The following is a 17,667-nucleotide window of genomic DNA, read 5'->3' as shown; positions in this document are numbered from 1 at the left end:
ACGGCAGGAATGGCGGCAATAAATAAAAGGGAGACTGCAAAAGCAGTCTCCGGCAGGCCGAACGTATTCCGAGGGGATACAGGCAACGGCCATTTTCGATATGTACTTCTTAATGCTTTGCTTAAATGCGATATTCATCAAACCTAAAATATCTCAGGCCGTAAGCGACATTAAGGAGCCACCTATCCATTAAGATGCAATATAATGAATGACGGTAGCGATGATGAACATTGTTGCAAAGAATCCAAAAGAAACTACAAAACCTACTGCTGAATCTGTAGCGTCATTCCCTTTGTACTGTACGCTCTTTTCAAATTCGTTCAATTTCTACCCCTCCGTTTCATAACTAGTATAAGCGATTACATGGAAAAAATCCATATACGGCTTACAAGAATTGGTTCGGAAGTGTGAACATTCCATCTTTTCAAGAGATTTGGCATCAGTATTGGGTACCTTTGCTATTTCCTTTACTGACAAGAGTTGTCACAAATAGTTTGTAAAGTTAAAGCCGAAAATAAGATTAGAAAGAGGCACAAATGCAAGGTTCCCAAATCGATCTTAATCCGTTTGTAGTGTAACCAAGAATGTCTATACCGCAGGATGGTGAGTATCCCGGGCCTTGCCGTCTATGCGTTTATATAGATCGGGGAATTGGCCTGCATGAGGCTGATTCCCATTAAATAGCTTGTCAAATTGTCCTTACACCTATACCATAAAAGTAACAATACATAAGAATGAGGCGGTACAGTGGTAATAGAAGTGTGGAAAAACATTAAGAGAAAACAACTTGCTCCAGTTTACCTAATATATGGAACTGAAGCTTTCCTGATTAATGAAACAAGACAGCTGTTACTTGAGAATGCATTATCGGATGATGAAATAGATTTTAACTTATCTCAAATTGATCTTGAAGAAACTCCCATAGAAACAGCCTTGGAGGACGCTGAAACCCTGCCATTCATGGGGGAGAGGCGTCTTGTTTTCATGCAGAACCCGTTTTTTCTAACTGCTGAAAAGTCAAAATCCAAGGTAGAACATAATATCAAGAAGCTTGAGGAATATATAGCCAACCCTGCTCCATATTCTATTATTGCTTTAGTTGCGCCTTACGAAAAACTCGACGAGCGGAAAAAAATCACAAAAGAATTAAAGCAGCGGGCGGCAGTAATAGAAGCGAAAAAATTGAACGAACATGAAATAAGGGCATGGATCAAGGAAAGGGCTTCATTATCCAATGTCCAAATTCTAGATGAAGCCATAGATATGATGCTCGAGCTTGCAGGCACAAATTTAATGCTTCTCACAAATGAGCTGGATAAACTGTCCTTATATGTGGACGAAGGAAAAACGATAGACCGCGAAATGGTAGAACAGCTAGTAGCCAAATCGTTAGAACAGAACATTTTTACACTGGTAGATAAATTCCTGCAACGGGATTTGACAGGAGCTGTGCAAATTTATCATGAGCTCCTCCGGCAAAATGAAGAGCCAATCAAAATACTTGGTTTTATGGCCAGTCAGGTACGCTTAATGTATCAAGTGAAGGCATTGGCAAAACAAGGATACAGCCAGCAAAAAATAGCTGGTGCGCTTAAGATTCATCCATACCGGGTGAAATTGGCCCTCGAGAAGACAGGCAGGTTTAATGAGAGGGAATTACTGTCCTTAATACACGATTTTGCTGAAGCGGACTATAAGATGAAGACTGGCCAATTAGATAAGGCGATTGCTCTGGAACTGCTGTTCTTGAAATCAAGGCCATAAAAAGAGTGCCGAAGCAGCCGATAAATTTTGCGTCTGCTGTGAACTTTTATTTATCCTCTTAATAGAGTCTGTCGATTTTTTTGCAGGCGCTTCGCTTTCCGAGGGGCAGGCTGGAGCGTCCTCGCCGCTGCAGCTTCTCGAGGGGGCTCATATGTCCCGTTCTCCCGGAGGAGTGTTCGCGCGCCTGTATCAAAAATCAGCAGGTTGTCGAAAATTATGAAGGAACGTTTCAAAGAATGTTCTACATGTATACATAAAGCGATTGAGGTTACGAAGATATATTCGAAACAATCCTATTAGCGAGCTGAGGTTGCCTTGGACCACAACCTGTCCCACGGTGAATCGAATCTTAAAGAATATGGAAAACCGGGTCTTGCGGGAGCCGGCAATGGTCTAACAACGAGTTTTTTGAAAAAACTAAAGGGGAATGACAAAAGGGGTTCTTACAGGAACGCCTTGTTTTATGACATCAAATTTCCAGAGTGCACTTATAAACATGAAAAAAACGATCCGAAACGGACCGTTTATCATTTTTCATTATGCGTTTAGAGAGTTAAGCCTCTTAGCTAAACGAGATTTTTTACGGGCTGCCGCATTTTTGTGGATTAATCCTTTAGATGCAGCCTTGTCTAGTTTTGTACCAGCTTTTAATAGAGCTTCTTTTGCAGCGTCTTTGTTGTCGCCAGCCAATGCATTTTCAGCAGTTTTCACTGCAGTACGCATAGTTGACTTTACAGTAGCATTATGAGCACGGCGCTCATCGCTTGTTTTAACACGCTTAATAGCAGATTTAATGTTTGGCATTCCGTTCACCTCCTACCCAGAAATCGAGACTATATGAACTCGACAAATCAAATGCATAATCAAATAGCACAAATGATATTTTATCAGACAACTATCGTAATTGCAATACCGAAAACTTTTATCCCGTTACCCGGTATTGTATCAAAAATATGAATAAGAAAAAAGGAATTTCAGCAGAATGTTAAAGAGAAACTATGGAAAAAAGTAGTTTTGAGAATTTGGGTATTGAAAGACCGGCGAAATAAAGGGAGACGTGTTAAGCAAATACGTGTGGGCCATTTTAAGGGTTTTTTACATGTGTTCAATTTTGCAAAAGTATAAGTGAAACTTTTTATAACATCAGGAGGTTTATATGAGTGATTACATTGATCTAAGCATGTATTCCGTACGAACAGATTTAGCAGTTGAAGCAAGAGAAATGGTGCTTGCCCGAAGCGGTGCTGCCGGCAGCAAGAATATCTCGCAAATTGAGGGTGTGATCGTACAGGAGAAGAAAATAGGCAATCTGGGTTTATCTCTGGTACAGGTTACTCCGGCTGCAGAACAGCAGCTGGGAAAAAAGCGCGGTACATATCTAACAATTGAAGTCCAGGGAATCCGGCAGCAGGATACAGACCTTCAAAAGAAGGTAGAGGGTATATTTGCAAATGAACTGGCTGCTTTCCTCACAAGAATGAATATTGGGGTGAACAGCAGCTGTCTGGTTGTTGGCCTTGGAAATTGGAATGTTACCCCAGATGCATTGGGGCCGGCAGTAGTTGAGGACCTTTTGGTGACAAGACATTTATTTGCATTGCAGCCAGAGTCTGTACAAGAAGGATACCGGCCGGTTTCTGCGATAGCTCCTGGTGTAATGGGCATAACCGGTATTGAAACAAGTGACATTATATTAGGAGTAGTTGAGAGGAGCCGTCCTGATTTTGTGATTGTCGTCGATTCACTTGCGGCCCGCTCGTTGGAACGAGTTAATTCTACTATCCAAATCTCTGATGCTGGAATTTCTCCTGGTTCCGGAGTTGGAAATAAAAGAAAAGAACTAAGCTTTGAAACACTGGGAATTCCTGTCATCGCCATTGGCGTGCCAACAGTTGTTGACGCCGTAACCATTGTAAGTGACTCTGTGGATTTTATCCTGAAGCATTTCGGAAGGGAGATGACGGAAGGCAATCGTCCTTCGCGAGCGCTTGCTCCTGCAGGGTTTTCATTTGGGAGAAGGGAGCAGCTGACTGCTGAGCATATGCCTGGAGAACAGGAAAGACAGACGTTCCTTGGAATGATAGGAACCTTGAATGATGAGGAAAAGCGAAGATTGATCCACGAAGTGCTGTCCCCCTTAGGTCATAATTTAATGGTTACTCCGAAGGAAGTGGATGTGTTTATAGAGGATATGGCAAATTTGGTTGCAAATGGAATTAATTCTGCCCTGCACCAAGCCGTCAATCAGCAGAATGCCGGCTTCTATACCAGATAGACTGCCCGGGAAACTGGTCAAAATGGTTCTACTCTTTCTATTAAAGTCATAAGCATTAGTAGACAAGCATTAGGAAGGGTGGAACAAATGAGACGAAACCAGTATTCAGGACTGATAACAGTAATACATCGCTCCACTATTATCAAAGGGTTTCTATCAATTTTCGTTTTACTTTTATTCATTTTTTCTGTCAGCGGGATATTAACTTCATTGCAGCCAAAGTACCGGTTGTCATCAGAATCCATACATTCGGTTACACATCAGGTTTCCGGCAAAATGCTTTTCACTTTGTTGGCAAATGAAAACCACTACTTTTTCAAAGTTTTGCCCAAAGATGAAAGGTCGCTGGGATTCACCAGGCAAATGCTTAAGCTGTCGGCTAATATCTCGCTTGATGATCCGAGAAGCCTTTTGGGGAGAGAGCTTCCCGGTTTTTCTATTTTTGACAGCGAAATTATCATAGCCGGTGAGGGCACCAATTATACTAATATCCCCTACGAATCGGCCCCTCCGGAAAAGGTGCTAAACAATAAAAATGAAGCACCCCTTCAGAATATAGATAAGATAAAAGAACAAACAAAAACGGACGCACAACCCAGTATAACCACAAATGGAAGAAAGGTAGTCCTCATTTACCATACTCATAATCGCGAGTCATTCTTGCCGTATTTAAAGGGAGTCACCGATCCTAACCATGCCAGCCACTCAAAAATCAATATAACGAAACTTGGGGAAAGGATGGCACAAGATTTACTGGATAAAGGTATTGGATCAAGCTTGGATAAAAGTGATGTAGTGGGCCGTTTGGTCAGCAAAGGATTAAAATACCCAAGGGCATATCAGGAATCAAGAAGTGATGTACAAGGAGCGATGGCCCAAAATAAGGACCTGCAATATTTGATTGACATTCACAGAGACTCACGTCGCAAAAATCAAACAACAATAACGATCAATGGACAGAAATATGCGAAGATAGCGTTCGTTATCGGGCGGGATAATGCCAACAAGGATAAAAACATAGCACTGGCAACAAAAATCCATCGCGGTATTGAAAAAAAATATCCGGGACTCTCCAGGGGAGTTATTTTACAGGGGGGAAAAGGACATAATGGGATTTATAATCAAGATATGTCCGGAAACGCTATGCTCCTTGAAGTTGGAGGTGTAGATAATACATTTGAAGAAATGTACCTTACCATTGACGCTTTTGCAGATGTATTCGCCGATATGTATTGGGATGCCAATGAAGTTTCCAAACCCCTGGACGACTCGGAGAAGCAATAGGGTTTACAAAAAGGAGGCCTCAAGATGTTCCGCTTTTCGCTTAAATGCTTTGGCATCATGCTGGTGTTGTTTTTTGGCATTCTTTTAGGTATGCAAAATGCCAACCAGGGCATGAAGAAAATGAAGGGCTATGAGGATCCGGCCTTGCAGAGTGCATTTTCAGTGAAGGAATCGAAAACAGGAGATATGGAGGCCTCCGTACTCGGAGAGAAGGTCACAAGCCATGACATTGAAAAAAAGAAACAGCAGCTTGAACAAATGAAAGCCTTTAACCTGTTTTCTTCGATTGGGAAGACGTTCTCAGGAGTAATTTCCGCTGCAATACGGCATATGGCAGAAGCAGTTAATTCATGGCTATAGGCAGCAGTGCCATCCGACCTATGTGAAATATTCATAAGTATACGGAATCGCCTCAGGTGATTCTTTTTTTATGCTAGCTACGACTTTTGTATCCGTAGGGGCATTTCCCTTTTAATGTCATGTGCAATCAGTTATTGTGTAATGCATACTCTACTGATATAATGAAAAATAGTGTATTTGTGTCGAATAACAGGAGTGAATGTTATGAATAGAGAAGAAAAGCTTAAAAGACAATCGAAAATTCGTAACTTTTCCATAATTGCACATATCGACCATGGGAAATCCACTCTGGCTGACCGTATCTTGGAAAAGACGAACGCTCTGGCCCAACGCGAAATGAAAAGCCAGCTGCTGGATTCTATGGATTTAGAGCGCGAACGTGGAATTACGATTAAATTAAATGCAGTACAGTTAAAATATAATGCAAAAGATGGAGAGGAATATATCTTCCATTTAATTGATACCCCGGGACATGTCGATTTTACTTACGAGGTATCAAGAAGCCTTGCCGCGTGTGAGGGAGCCATTTTGGTCGTTGATGCCGCGCAGGGGATCGAAGCCCAAACACTTGCCAATGTTTATCTTGCGCTTGATAATAATCTGGAAATTCTACCGATTATCAATAAAATCGATCTCCCGAGTGCAGACCCAGAACGGGTACGCAATGAAATCGAAGAAGTAATTGGACTGGATGCATCTGAAGCGGTACTTGCATCGGCAAAAGCGGGGATTGGGATAGAAGAGATCCTTGAACAGGTTGTTGAATTAGTGCCGCCGCCGGAGGGTGATCCGGATGCCCCATTAAAAGCTCTAATTTTCGATTCATTTTATGATGCATACCGTGGAGTTGTTGCCTATATCCGCGTGATGGAAGGCTCTGTAAAGCCAGGTGACAAAATTAGAATGATGGCCACTGGAAAAGAATTTGAGGTAACAGAGGTAGGAGTCCATACACCTAAGGAAAAGAGCGTGGATGAACTTACTGTCGGCGATGTTGGATTCTTGACCGCAGCCATCAAAAATGTCGGCGATACCCGCGTAGGCGATACGATTACTCACGCGAAAAATGGGGCGACACAGGCACTGCCAGGTTACCGCAAGCTGAACCCTATGGTGTATTGCGGCTTGTATCCGATTGATTCAGCCAAGTTTAATGATCTTCGTGATGCTCTAGAAAAACTGGAACTTAATGATTCTGCATTGCAGTTTGAACCTGAGACATCCCAGGCGCTCGGTTTTGGTTTCCGATGCGGTTTCCTTGGCCTTTTGCATATGGAGATTATCCAGGAACGTATTGAACGTGAATTCAAAATTGATTTGATCACGACAGCTCCAAGTGTTATTTATGATGTGATTATGACTGATGGCTCAAAGATCCAAGTGGACAATCCATCAAACATGCCTGATCCGCAGAAAATCGATCGTGTTGAGGAACCGTATGTCAAAGCAACAATGATGGCCCCGAATGATTATGTTGGAGCAATCATGGAGCTTTGCCAGGAGAAGCGCGGGATTTTCATCGATATGCAGTATATGGATGAAACAAGGGTCAGTATCGTATATGAAATCCCGCTTTCGGAAATTGTGTATGATTTCTTTGACCAATTAAAATCCAATACTAAGGGTTATGCTTCATTTGACTATGAATTAATAGGCTATAAGCCTTCGAAGCTTGTGAAAATGGACATCTTGTTGAATGGTGAGACTGTTGATGCTTTAAGCTTTATCGTCCATCGTGATTTTGCATACGAACGAGGTAAGGTCATTGTTGAAAAGTTAAAAACATTGATTCCTAGACAGCAATTTGAAGTGCCAATCCAGGCCGCGATCGGGCAAAAAATCATCGCGCGCTCCACGATAAGTGCTATGCGCAAGAATGTCCTTGCTAAGTGTTATGGCGGCGATATTTCTCGTAAACGGAAGCTGCTTGAGAAACAAAAAGAAGGTAAAAAGAGAATGAAGCAGGTGGGGTCGGTTGAAGTGCCTCAGGAGGCGTTTATGGCTGTCCTGAAAATGGACGACACAACACCTAAAAAATAATATGGGATAACCATGTGATAGATAAGAAGGAGAGGTTGGAGCAGTCGTTCATCGATATCTGGCCTCTTTTTCTGTACTGGGAAAGTATAAAACGGACCGGCGCTTGTCTATTTATATAACGAGTTACAAAATCACATCGAAAGGTTGTGAAAAAATGATCAAAAGTGCATATATCCACATCCCGTTTTGTGAGCATATTTGCCATTACTGTGATTTTAATAAAGTATTTTTAAAAGGGCAGCCTGTCGATGAATATCTTCAAATGCTTGAGAAAGAAATGCAGCTGGCAATGCAGCTGCATCGGCCGATGGTGATGGATACTGTATTCGTTGGAGGGGGAACACCCACTTCCTTAAATGCAGACCAGCTTCAAACCCTGACTGGATCCATCCGTAAAACACTTCCTTTAAGTGAGGACGTTGAATATACCTTTGAAGCCAATCCTGGAGATCTGTCTGAAGAGAAGCTTTCCGTTTTATATAATGCGGGGGTTAACAGGCTAAGCTTCGGAGTTCAGAGCTTTAATGACGAACTTTTAAAAAGAATAGGCAGGACACACAAGGCGGCAGATGTATATGAAACAATCGAAAAAGCCTACAAGATTGGCTTTCAAAACGTAAGCATCGATATCATTTATGGTTTGCCAGGCCAAACGATGGAAGACTTTGAAGACACACTGTCCAAAGCATTGGACCTGCAGCTGCCGCATTATTCCGGATATTCATTGATTGTCGAGCCCAAAACTGTGTTTTATAACCTTATGCAAAAGGGCAAATTAAATTTGCCGCCCCAGGATTTAGAGGCTGCCATGTATGAAAGGCTTATGGAGAGAATGACCCAATCAGGCCATGTACAATATGAAATCAGCAACTTTTCAAAACCTGGCTACGAAAGCAAGCACAATATAACCTATTGGAACAACGAAGAGTACTTCGGTTTTGGAGCAGGGGCCCATGGATATGTGGACGGCAGAAGAGTTTCAAACCATGGACCATTAAAGAAATATATGGCTCCTGTTGCTCAAGGGCTTATGCCGCATATTGAGGAGCATCAAGTTACAAGAGAAGAAAAAATGGAAGAAGAGTTGTTCCTTGGATTACGAAAAACAAAAGGTGTATCCCTTGAAGGGTTTAAAAACAAATTTTTTGTTGAAATGACGGATATTTTTAGACAAGCGATAACAGAACAAATGGAAAAAGGCTTGCTGGTAATGGAAGATGGATATGTACGTCTAACAAGGCGCGGCAGACTCCTTGGGAATGAAGTTTTTCAATCGTTTCTGGAGTAATCTAAACCGTTGACATGAATGCGTCCATTTGTTAATTTATTAGTAGTATTAGCACTCGCTATAACAGAGTGCTAACAGAGGTGAGGGAAGATGTTAACTGATCGTCAATTGTTGATCCTTCAGGTGATTATTGATGAATTCATCAGAAATGCGCAGCCGGTTGGCTCAAGGAGCCTGTCGAAGAAGGACGAAATAACTTTCAGTTCAGCTACAATAAGGAATGAAATGTCAGATCTGGAAGAAATGGGTTTTATCGAGAAAACACACACATCTTCCGGCCGCATTCCTTCAGAGAAAGGCTATCGGTATTACGTTGACCACTTGCTGTCGCCTCAAAAGCTTAAGCAAAATGATATGAATTTGGTTAAATCCGTGTTTGCCGAGCGAATTTATGAGCTGGAAAAGATTGTACAGAAATCAGCTAACATCCTTTCGGAAATCACGAATTACACATCGATTGTCCTTGGTCCCAAAGTTAAGGATAATAAGCTCCGGAAAATCCAGATTGTGCCCCTTAGTCCTGGAACTGCAGTGGCGGTAATCGTTACGGATACCGGGCATGTTGAAAACAAGATGATTACACTGCCGCCATCTTTTGACCTGAACGAGATAGAGAAAATGGCGAATATCCTAAATGAACGTCTTATCGGGGTTCCGCTGACTGAACTGAAAGACAAAATTTATAAAGAAGTTGCAACTATCTTAAGACAGCACATCAAAAATTACGATGCTATTATTGATGCGCTTGCGGGCACCTTGAATATGTCTCAGCCGGAAAAACTGTTTTTTGGCGGAAAGACAAAAATGCTTCATCAGCCAGAATTCCATGATATTGAAAAAGTGCGTTCTCTATTGTCAATAATAGAGCAGGAACAGGGCATTTATGAACTCATCAAGGGCAACCCCGCCGGCATTCATGTTAAGATTGGCAGAGAAAACAAAAATATAGCTCTGGAAGATTGCAGCCTGATATCAGCAACATACTCTATTGGCGAAGAACAGGTAGGGACTATTGCGATCCTTGGCCCTACTAGAATGGAATATTCACGGGTTATCAGCCTGCTTACATTATTCTCAAATGATTTAAGCACATTGCTAACAAGGCTTTATCAAAAGTAATACGTTGTATTTGTGCAAGAAGATGAAATTCGGGCGCTAGTTAAAATGCGAGTGACAGGCCAGCATAATATGCTGTATGCCTCTGGATTAAAGAGGCAGTGTTCGGCTGCAGCCCCTAGCCGCTCGAGGTCATAAGCCAACCCCAGAAAAAGGCAAGAGCAGCCTTTTTACAGGTCTTGTCTTATGCTAGTCGCGGCTGAGCAAGGCGCTTCCGCATTTCTTGATTGTCTAACTCCGGCGGCTAGCTCGGTGTGCAAAAGACCTCTCTTTCCAAAAGGCAAATAGCGCCTTCAGGACGAGAGCCTATTTGCTTCCTGAGCTGCCCAAGCCGCCTACGTCAACTGTGGTATTTTGTTAACTTATAAATGGATAATGTCCAGCTGCAGAGCCTAGCCGCTCGAGGTCATAAGCCAACCCCAGAAAAAGGCAAGAGCAGCGTTTTTACAGGTCTTGTATTATGCTAGTCGCGGCTTAGCAAGGCGCTTCCACATTTCTTTTAGGGAGGTGAAATTTGTGACAGAAGATAAGAAGAATGAATCTACTATTGAGGCTGAAGAAGTTTTCGGAGCTGAAGAAATATTTGCAGAGGATACTCAGCAGGCAGAAGGTACTGAAGCAAATGATGTGGTGGAACCAACCGAACTTCAACAGGCTCAAAATAGAATAGCAGAGCTTGAAGCGAAGATTGAAGAGATGGAAAACCGTAATCTCCGGCTGCAGGCTGACTTTGATAATTCCCGCCGCCGTGCCCGTTTGGATCTTGAAGCGGCTCAAAAATATAGAGCTCAAAGCCTGGCAACTGATATTTTGCAGGCATTGGATAACTTTGAAAGAGCGATAAGCATCGAAGCTGACAATGACCAGACAAAATCATTGCTTCAGGGCATGGATATGGTTTACAAGGGATTGCTTGAGGCTTTAAAGAAAGAAGGAATCGAGCCGATTGAATCTGTTGGCAAACCTTTTGACCCGCATTTGCATCAAGCAGTAATGCAGGTTCAGGATGAAGATTTCGAATCGAATGTAGTTGTTGAGGAATTCCAAAAAGGATATCTACTGAAGGACCGTGTCATTCGCCCGGCAATGGTTAAGGTGAATGAATAGGAACCCTACATATAAAATTTGGAGGTAAGTGATAATATGAGCAAAATTATCGGTATTGACTTAGGTACAACGAACTCCTGTGTAGCCGTTTTGGAAGGCGGGGAGCCGAAAGTTATCCCGAATCCAGAAGGCAACCGTACAACTCCCTCTGTAGTTGCTTTTAAAAATGGTGAAAGACAGGTTGGTGAAGTAGCAAAACGTCAGGCGATTACAAATCCTAACACGATTATTTCTATCAAGCGCCATATGGGGACACAGCATAAAGAAAACGTCGAAGGAAAAGATTATTCCCCTCAGGAAGTGTCTGCGATTATCCTTCAGTATCTAAAATCATATGCAGAAGATTATCTTGGTGAAAAGGTTACTAAGGCGGTAATTACAGTTCCTGCGTATTTCAACGATGCTGAGCGTCAGGCTACTAAAGACGCTGGCCAGATTGCAGGCCTGGAAGTTGAGCGTATCATTAACGAACCTACCGCAGCAGCTCTTGCTTATGGTCTTGATAAGACAGATGAGGACCAGACGATCCTTGTATTTGACCTTGGCGGAGGGACTTTCGACGTATCCATCATGGAACTTGGTGATGGTGTATTCGAAGTTAAAGCAACAGCCGGTGACAACCGTCTAGGCGGTGACGATTTTGACCAGATCATCATCGATTATCTGGTAGCTGAATTTAAGAAAGAAAATGGCGTAGATCTTTCTAAAGACAAAATGGCTCTTCAGCGTTTGAAGGACGCAGCTGAAAAAGCGAAAAAAGACCTTTCAGGTGTAACTTCAACTCAGGTTTCATTGCCATTTATCACAGCTGGTGAAGCAGGTCCGCTGCACCTTGACGTAACACTAACCAGAGCGAAATTCGATGAATTATCTGCTGGATTGGTAGAGCGTACCATGGGACCTACCCGTCAAGCTCTTCGTGATGCAGGACTTTCTCCTTCTGAAATTGATAAAGTAATTCTGGTTGGCGGTTCCACTCGTATCCCTGCTGTTCAAGAAGCCATCCGCAAGGAAATTGGAAAAGAACCGCATAAAGGTGTGAATCCAGACGAAGTTGTAGCGATGGGAGCTGCTATACAGGGCGGTGTCTTAACCGGAGATGTTAAGGATGTAGTATTATTGGACGTTACCCCGCTTTCTCTTGGTATTGAAACAATGGGTGGCGTGTTTACTAAGTTGATAGACCGTAATACAACAATCCCGACAAGCAAGTCACAAGTATTCTCAACAGCTGCTGACAACCAAACAGCTGTAGATATCCATGTACTGCAGGGTGAGCGCCCGATGGCTGCTGACAACAAGACGCTTGGCCGCTTCCAGTTAAGCGATATTCCTCCAGCCCCGCGTGGAATTCCTCAAATAGAGGTAACATTTGATATTGATAAAAACGGTATTGTGAATGTCCGTGCAAAAGATCTTGGTACAAACAAGGAACAAACCATCACTATCAAATCTTCTTCAGGTTTATCTGAGGATGAAATCCAGCGCATGGTCCGTGAAGCGGAAGAAAATGCCGAAGCGGATAAAGCACGTAAAGAGGAAGTAGAAGTCCGCAATGAAGCCGATCAATTGGTCTTTACAACTGAAAAGACATTGAAGGATTTGGAAGGAAAAGTGGATCAAGCGGAAGTTGATAAAGCAAATGAAGCAAAAGATGCATTAAAAGCAGCTATTGAAAGCAATGATATTAATCAAATCCGTGAGAAAAAAGATGCCCTTAACGAAATAGTGCAAAGCCTTACTGTAAAACTCTATGAAGAGGCTGCAAAAGCCCAGGAGGCAGCGCAGGGTGCTGATGCAGGACAGGGAAAAAAGGATGACAATGTTGTGGATGCTGAATACACTGAAGTAGACGATAAATAATTATTTTCATCGCAACCGGAAAAAGTCAAAGTCAGGTAATCTTGACTTTGGCTTTTTTAGTGACCAATAATCCCATTGAACCTTCTTGGTGAATATTGTCATTGGTAGCGAGTAAAGTGCATAAGTTTGGGTTCACAAGGCGCTGTGGACTTAGTGTCATTACTAGTGGAAATGGATTTTCAATTGCACTTTATTCTTCAAAAATGATAAAATAGTCTTTATGTGAAACGAATCGGGAGTGGATATATTAATGAGTAAACGCGACTACTATGAGGTGCTTGGCGTATCCAAAAACGCCTCAAAGGATGAAATAAAGAAGGCGTACCGCAAGCTCTCCAAACAATATCATCCTGATATTAACAAGGAACCGGATGCTGCAGAAAAATTTAAGGAAATAACCGAAGCCAATGAGGTTCTTAGCGATGATCAGAAAAGGGCCCATTATGATCAATTTGGCCACACTGACCCTAACCAGGGCTTTGGCGGCCAGGATTTTGGCGGTTTTGGAGGATTTGAGGATATCTTCAGTACCTTCTTTGGAGGCGGGCGAAGAAGAGATCCTAATGCCCCTCGCCAGGGTGCGGACTTACAATATACAATGACAATCTCTTTTGAGGAAGCTGCCTTTGGCAAGCAAACTGAAATTGAAATACCACGCGAGGAAAATTGCGGGACATGTGATGGAACCGGGGCAAAGCCCGGGACAAAAGTGAATACTTGTTCTCACTGCCATGGCACAGGCCAGATAAGTGTGGAACAAAATACACCGCTGGGCAGAATTGTTAACCGGAGGCCTTGCCATCATTGCCAAGGTACAGGAAAAATTATTCCTGATAAGTGTTCCACATGTGGCGGGACTGGAAAAGTCAAAAAGCGAAAAAAGATTCAGATCAAAGTTCCTGCGGGGATTGACGATGGTCAGCAGCTTCGGGTTACCGGAAATGGCGAACCAGGGATCAATGGAGGACCTCCAGGAGATTTATATGTAGTTTTCCATGTGCGTGACCATGAGTTCTTTGAACGAGATGGGGACGATATTTATTGTGAAATGCCAATCACGTTTGCTCAGGCAGCGCTTGGTGACGAAATTGAGGTACCCACACTGCATGGAAAAGTCAAGTTGAAGATCCCGGCTGGAACACAGACTGGTACAAGATTCCGGTTAAAAGGAAAGGGAGTACCAAATGTAAGAGGCTATGGACAGGGAGACCAGCACGTCGTGATTCTTATTATAACTCCAAAAAAGCTCACTGATAAGCAAAAGCAGCTTTTGAGGGAATTTGCAGAAATAAGCGGCCAAAACGAATTGGATGAAAATGAAGAAGGTTTCTTCTCCAAAGTGAAAAGGGCTTTTAAAGGTGATTAACAGAAACAGGAGTGGTAGATATGAAGTGGTCTGAAATTGCAATCCACACTACAAACGAGGCGATTGAACCCGTTTCCAACATACTGCATGAAGCCGGAGCGAGCGGCGTTGTTATTGAGGACCCCCAGGAGCTTATTAAGGAACGTGAAAATGTTTTTGGTGAAATCTACCACCTTAATCCTGCTGATTATCCTGATGAGGGAGTCATAGTGAAAGCATATCTCCCAGTCAATAGTTTTCTAGGTGAAACTGTGGATGCCATAAAAGAAAGCATCAATAACTTGCTTTTATTCGACATTGATCTTGGCAGGAATGCCATCTCGATCAGCGAAGTCAATGAAGAGGAATGGGCTACTGCCTGGAAAAAATATTATAACCCAGTGAAAATATCAGAGAAATTTACCATTGTACCGACATGGGAGGATTATACACCGGTATCCAGCGATGAATTGATCATTGAACTGGATCCCGGCATGGCTTTCGGGACAGGTACACACCCAACTACTGTGATGTGCATACAGGCTTTAGAGAGGACTGTCGAACCAGGGCAGCATGTGGTTGACGTTGGAACAGGCTCCGGTGTGTTAAGCATTGCAGCTGCCTTATTAAATGCCGAAAAAGTTACGGCGCTCGATCTTGATCAGGTTGCAGTCGCTTCGGCAAAAATAAATGTGAAGCTTAACAAAGTGCAGGATAGGGTCGCCGTGTCTCAGAATAACCTTTTGGATGGTGTGTCCGAAGCTGCAGATGTAGTAGTGGCAAATATACTGGCAGAAGTAATCATCCGGTTCACGGATGATGTGGCCGATGTGGTTAAGCCGGGTGGATACTTTATAGCATCCGGTATTATTCAGCCGAAAAAGCAGGAAGTGAAAAATGCCATTATTGAGTCCGGTTTTACAATAGAGGAAACGATAACAATGGAAGATTGGGTAGCATTGATTTGCAAGAAAAATGATAATTGACGAAAAGGCGCTAATCATCTTTTGATGCTGGCGCCATTATCTATAATATTTAATTAGGATAAGCAGGTGTTGGCATGCAGCGCTATTTTCTGCAGGATGATAATTTTCAGGGGAATAGGGTCACTATATCCGGAGACGATTTTCACCACATTACCCGTGTTATGAGGATGGAAGCCGGGGAACGGATTATTTGTGTGAAAAACGATGGACAGACGGCTGTCGTTCAGATTACAGAATTTACTAATGATACTGTTGCAGGAACAATTATAGAATGGAAGAATGAGCAGAAAGAAATACCTGTCAGAGTAACGATTGTGAGCGGTCTGCCTAAAGGGGATAAATTGGAGTATATAATCCAAAAAGGAACTGAATTGGGAGCTGCATCATTTATCCCTTTCATTGCGGCTCGTTCGGTGGTAAAGTGGGACGAGAAAAAGACAGCAAAAAAAATGGAACGGCTGCAGAAAATTGCTAAGGAAGCAGCAGAACAATCACACAGGACCGTTGTCCCAAAGGTAGGTACACCTATTAATTTGAGCCAGCTCATTGAAAGAGCGGCTACATTTGACCATAAGCTGATCGCATTCGAAGAGGAAGCGAAGCAAGGAGAAAAAAGCAAGTTTGCTGCAAAGCTTGAAGAAATGTCAGCCGGTCAAAAGCTGCTGGTTGTATTTGGACCGGAAGGCGGACTTACTGACACGGAGATTAAGAAGTTGACCGATGCAGGTTTTATTGCTTGTGGGCTCGGACCACGGATATTGCGTACAGAGACTGCACCTCTTTATGTGCTGTCTGCTGTTTCGTACGAATTTGAACTATCGAGGTGAAGAGAATGTCTACTGTAGCTTTTCATACATTAGGGTGCAAAGTTAACCATTATGAAACAGAAGCCATTTGGCAGTTATTTAAGCAAAACGGTTACGAACGAACGGACTTTGAGTCTGCCGCAGATGTTTATGTTATTAATACTTGTACGGTAACGAATACAGGTGACAAAAAAAGCAGACAGGTAATCCGCCGTGCAATCCGGAAGAATCCTGATGCTGTAATTGCTGTAACAGGATGCTATGCCCAGACATCCCCTGCAGAAATCATGGCCATTCCGGGAGTGGACATTGTCGTCGGAACACAGGATCGTGAAAAAATGCTAGGTTATATTGAGCAATATAAGGTGGAACGCCAGCCGATCAACGGAGTACGCAATATTATGAAAACACGCGTTTACGAAGAATTGGATGTTCCCGCTTTTACGGATCGTACCCGTGCGTCATTGAAAATACAGGAAGGCTGTAATAACTTCTGTACCTTCTGTATTATTCCATGGGCTAGAGGACTAATGCGTTCACGCGATCCTGAAGAAGTAATCAGGCAGGCTCAACAGCTTGTTGAAGCTGGCTATAAGGAGATTGTCCTTACTGGGATTCACACAGGCGGCTATGGAGAAGATATGAAGGATTACAACCTTGCCATGCTTCTCCGTGACCTAGAAGAACGGGTTGACGGCCTTCAGAGGATTCGTATTTCCTCTATTGAAGCCAGCCAGATTTCCGATGAAGTGATCGAAGTGCTGACTAAATCGAAAAAAGTGGTGCGCCATCTTCATATTCCGATTCAGTCTGGATCCGACACTGTTTTGAAACGGATGAGACGTAAATATACAATGGATTTCTTTGCAGACCGCCTTGTTAAGCTGAGAAAGGCACTTCCAGGCCTGGCAATTACATCTGATGTAATTGTTGGTTTCCCGGGTGAAACAGAAGAGGAATTTATGGAGACATATAATTTCATCAAAGACCATAAGTTTTCTGAACTGCATGTGTTCCCTTATTCCAAGCGAACAGGTACACCGGCTGCCCGAATGGAAGACCAGGTTGACGAAGAAGTGAAAAACGAGCGGGTACATCGCTTGATTTCCTTGTCAGATCAACTGGCAAAAGAATATGCTTCCAAATATGAAAATGAAGTTTTGGAAGTGATACCTGAAGAGCGTTTTACTGAAGATCCAGAAAGTGGTTTATATGTGGGTTACACAGACAACTATCTGAAAGTTGTTTTTCCTGCCAATGAAGATATGGTTGGTGAAATTGTCAAAGTGAAAATCACAAAAGCAGGCTATCCTTATAATGAAGGACAATTCGTAACAGTTGTAAAAAATTACGCAGCTAAACAGGCAGCAGCCATTATATAACAATATGTGGAAGCGATTGAAGGCAGCGGACATTTCGTTGTTTCAGATTGT

General features: G+C 42.8%; 15 protein-coding genes. 13 read left to right on the top strand and 2 right to left on the bottom strand.

The genetic code is table 11. From position 1 onward, the window contains the following. Positions 1–189: 189 nt before the first annotated feature. A complete protein-coding gene (locus tag V1500_RS19325; RefSeq protein ID WP_409301791.1) occupies positions 190–324 on the bottom strand; it encodes a YqzM family protein in 135 nt (44 codons plus the stop codon). Between the two features lie 423 nt (positions 325–747). Here V1500_RS19325 and holA point away from each other — a divergent pair, with 423 nt between their 5' ends. Continuing rightward, complete coding sequence (gene holA / locus V1500_RS19320; RefSeq protein ID WP_409301789.1) at positions 748–1,764, top strand: DNA polymerase III subunit delta; 1,017 nt, start codon at positions 748–750, stop codon at positions 1,762–1,764. Positions 1,765–2,301: 537 nt separating this feature from the next. On the opposite strand, the gene rpsT is transcribed toward holA, so the two are convergent. Continuing rightward, positions 2,302–2,568, bottom strand: a complete 267-nt coding sequence (gene rpsT / locus V1500_RS19315) for a 30S ribosomal protein S20 (protein ID WP_409301788.1) — start codon at positions 2,566–2,568, stop codon at positions 2,302–2,304. A gap of 352 nt (positions 2,569–2,920) precedes the next feature. Here rpsT and gpr point away from each other — a divergent pair, with 352 nt between their 5' ends. From gpr to mtaB, 12 genes are all read left to right on the top strand, one after another. Beyond that, the gene (gene gpr / locus V1500_RS19310; protein WP_409301786.1) at positions 2,921–4,039 is read left to right on the top strand and encodes a GPR endopeptidase; all 1,119 of its coding nucleotides are present in this window, start codon (positions 2,921–2,923) and stop codon (positions 4,037–4,039) included. Positions 4,040–4,126: 87 nt separating this feature from the next. Then, entirely contained in the window at positions 4,127–5,323 is a 1,197-nt protein-coding gene (gene spoIIP / locus V1500_RS19305; RefSeq protein ID WP_409301785.1) for a stage II sporulation protein P, read from the top strand. Positions 5,324–5,347: 24 nt separating this feature from the next. Continuing rightward, positions 5,348–5,683, top strand: coding sequence for a YqxA family protein (locus V1500_RS19300; RefSeq protein WP_409301783.1), 336 nt, complete (start codon positions 5,348–5,350; stop codon positions 5,681–5,683). 204 nt (positions 5,684–5,887) lie between these two features. Next, positions 5,888–7,723: a translation elongation factor 4 gene (lepA, locus tag V1500_RS19295; RefSeq protein WP_409301781.1), complete on the top strand. Its 1,836-nt coding sequence runs from the start codon at positions 5,888–5,890 to the stop codon at positions 7,721–7,723. A gap of 154 nt (positions 7,724–7,877) precedes the next feature. Beyond that, the gene (gene hemW / locus V1500_RS19290; protein ID WP_409301779.1) at positions 7,878–9,011 is read left to right on the top strand and encodes a radical SAM family heme chaperone HemW; all 1,134 of its coding nucleotides are present in this window, start codon (positions 7,878–7,880) and stop codon (positions 9,009–9,011) included. A gap of 90 nt (positions 9,012–9,101) precedes the next feature. After that, positions 9,102–10,130 (top strand): heat-inducible transcriptional repressor HrcA, encoded by a 1,029-nt coding sequence (hrcA, locus tag V1500_RS19285; protein ID WP_409301777.1) that lies wholly within the window; start codon positions 9,102–9,104, stop codon positions 10,128–10,130. A gap of 513 nt (positions 10,131–10,643) precedes the next feature. Further along, on the top strand, positions 10,644–11,234 hold the full coding sequence (grpE, locus tag V1500_RS19280) for a nucleotide exchange factor GrpE (RefSeq protein WP_409301775.1): 591 nt from the start codon (positions 10,644–10,646) through the stop codon (positions 11,232–11,234). Between the two features lie 36 nt (positions 11,235–11,270). Continuing rightward, a complete protein-coding gene (dnaK, locus tag V1500_RS19275; protein ID WP_409301773.1) occupies positions 11,271–13,097 on the top strand; it encodes a molecular chaperone DnaK in 1,827 nt (608 codons plus the stop codon). A gap of 250 nt (positions 13,098–13,347) precedes the next feature. Next, positions 13,348–14,463 carry a molecular chaperone DnaJ gene (dnaJ, locus tag V1500_RS19270; protein WP_409301771.1) on the top strand — a complete coding sequence of 372 codons (1,116 nt, stop codon included), beginning with the start codon at positions 13,348–13,350 and terminating at the stop codon, positions 14,461–14,463. 20 nt (positions 14,464–14,483) lie between these two features. Continuing rightward, the gene (gene prmA, locus V1500_RS19265; protein ID WP_409301769.1) at positions 14,484–15,428 is read left to right on the top strand and encodes a 50S ribosomal protein L11 methyltransferase; all 945 of its coding nucleotides are present in this window, start codon (positions 14,484–14,486) and stop codon (positions 15,426–15,428) included. 74 nt (positions 15,429–15,502) lie between these two features. Next, positions 15,503–16,255, top strand: coding sequence for a 16S rRNA (uracil(1498)-N(3))-methyltransferase (locus tag V1500_RS19260; protein WP_409301767.1), 753 nt, complete (start codon positions 15,503–15,505; stop codon positions 16,253–16,255). A 5-nt stretch (positions 16,256–16,260) separates the two neighbouring features. Next, positions 16,261–17,616 carry a tRNA (N(6)-L-threonylcarbamoyladenosine(37)-C(2))-methylthiotransferase MtaB gene (mtaB, locus tag V1500_RS19255; protein WP_409301765.1) on the top strand — a complete coding sequence of 452 codons (1,356 nt, stop codon included), beginning with the start codon at positions 16,261–16,263 and terminating at the stop codon, positions 17,614–17,616. The last annotated feature ends 51 nt before the right edge of the window (positions 17,617–17,667 follow it).

The organism is Peribacillus sedimenti (genome assembly GCF_046237635.1).
Lineage (GTDB): Bacteria > Bacillota > Bacilli > Bacillales > DSM-1321 > Peribacillus > Peribacillus sedimenti.
The sequence above is the reverse complement of the archived record's forward strand: the minus strand, read 5'-3'. Positions and strand labels throughout refer to the sequence as shown.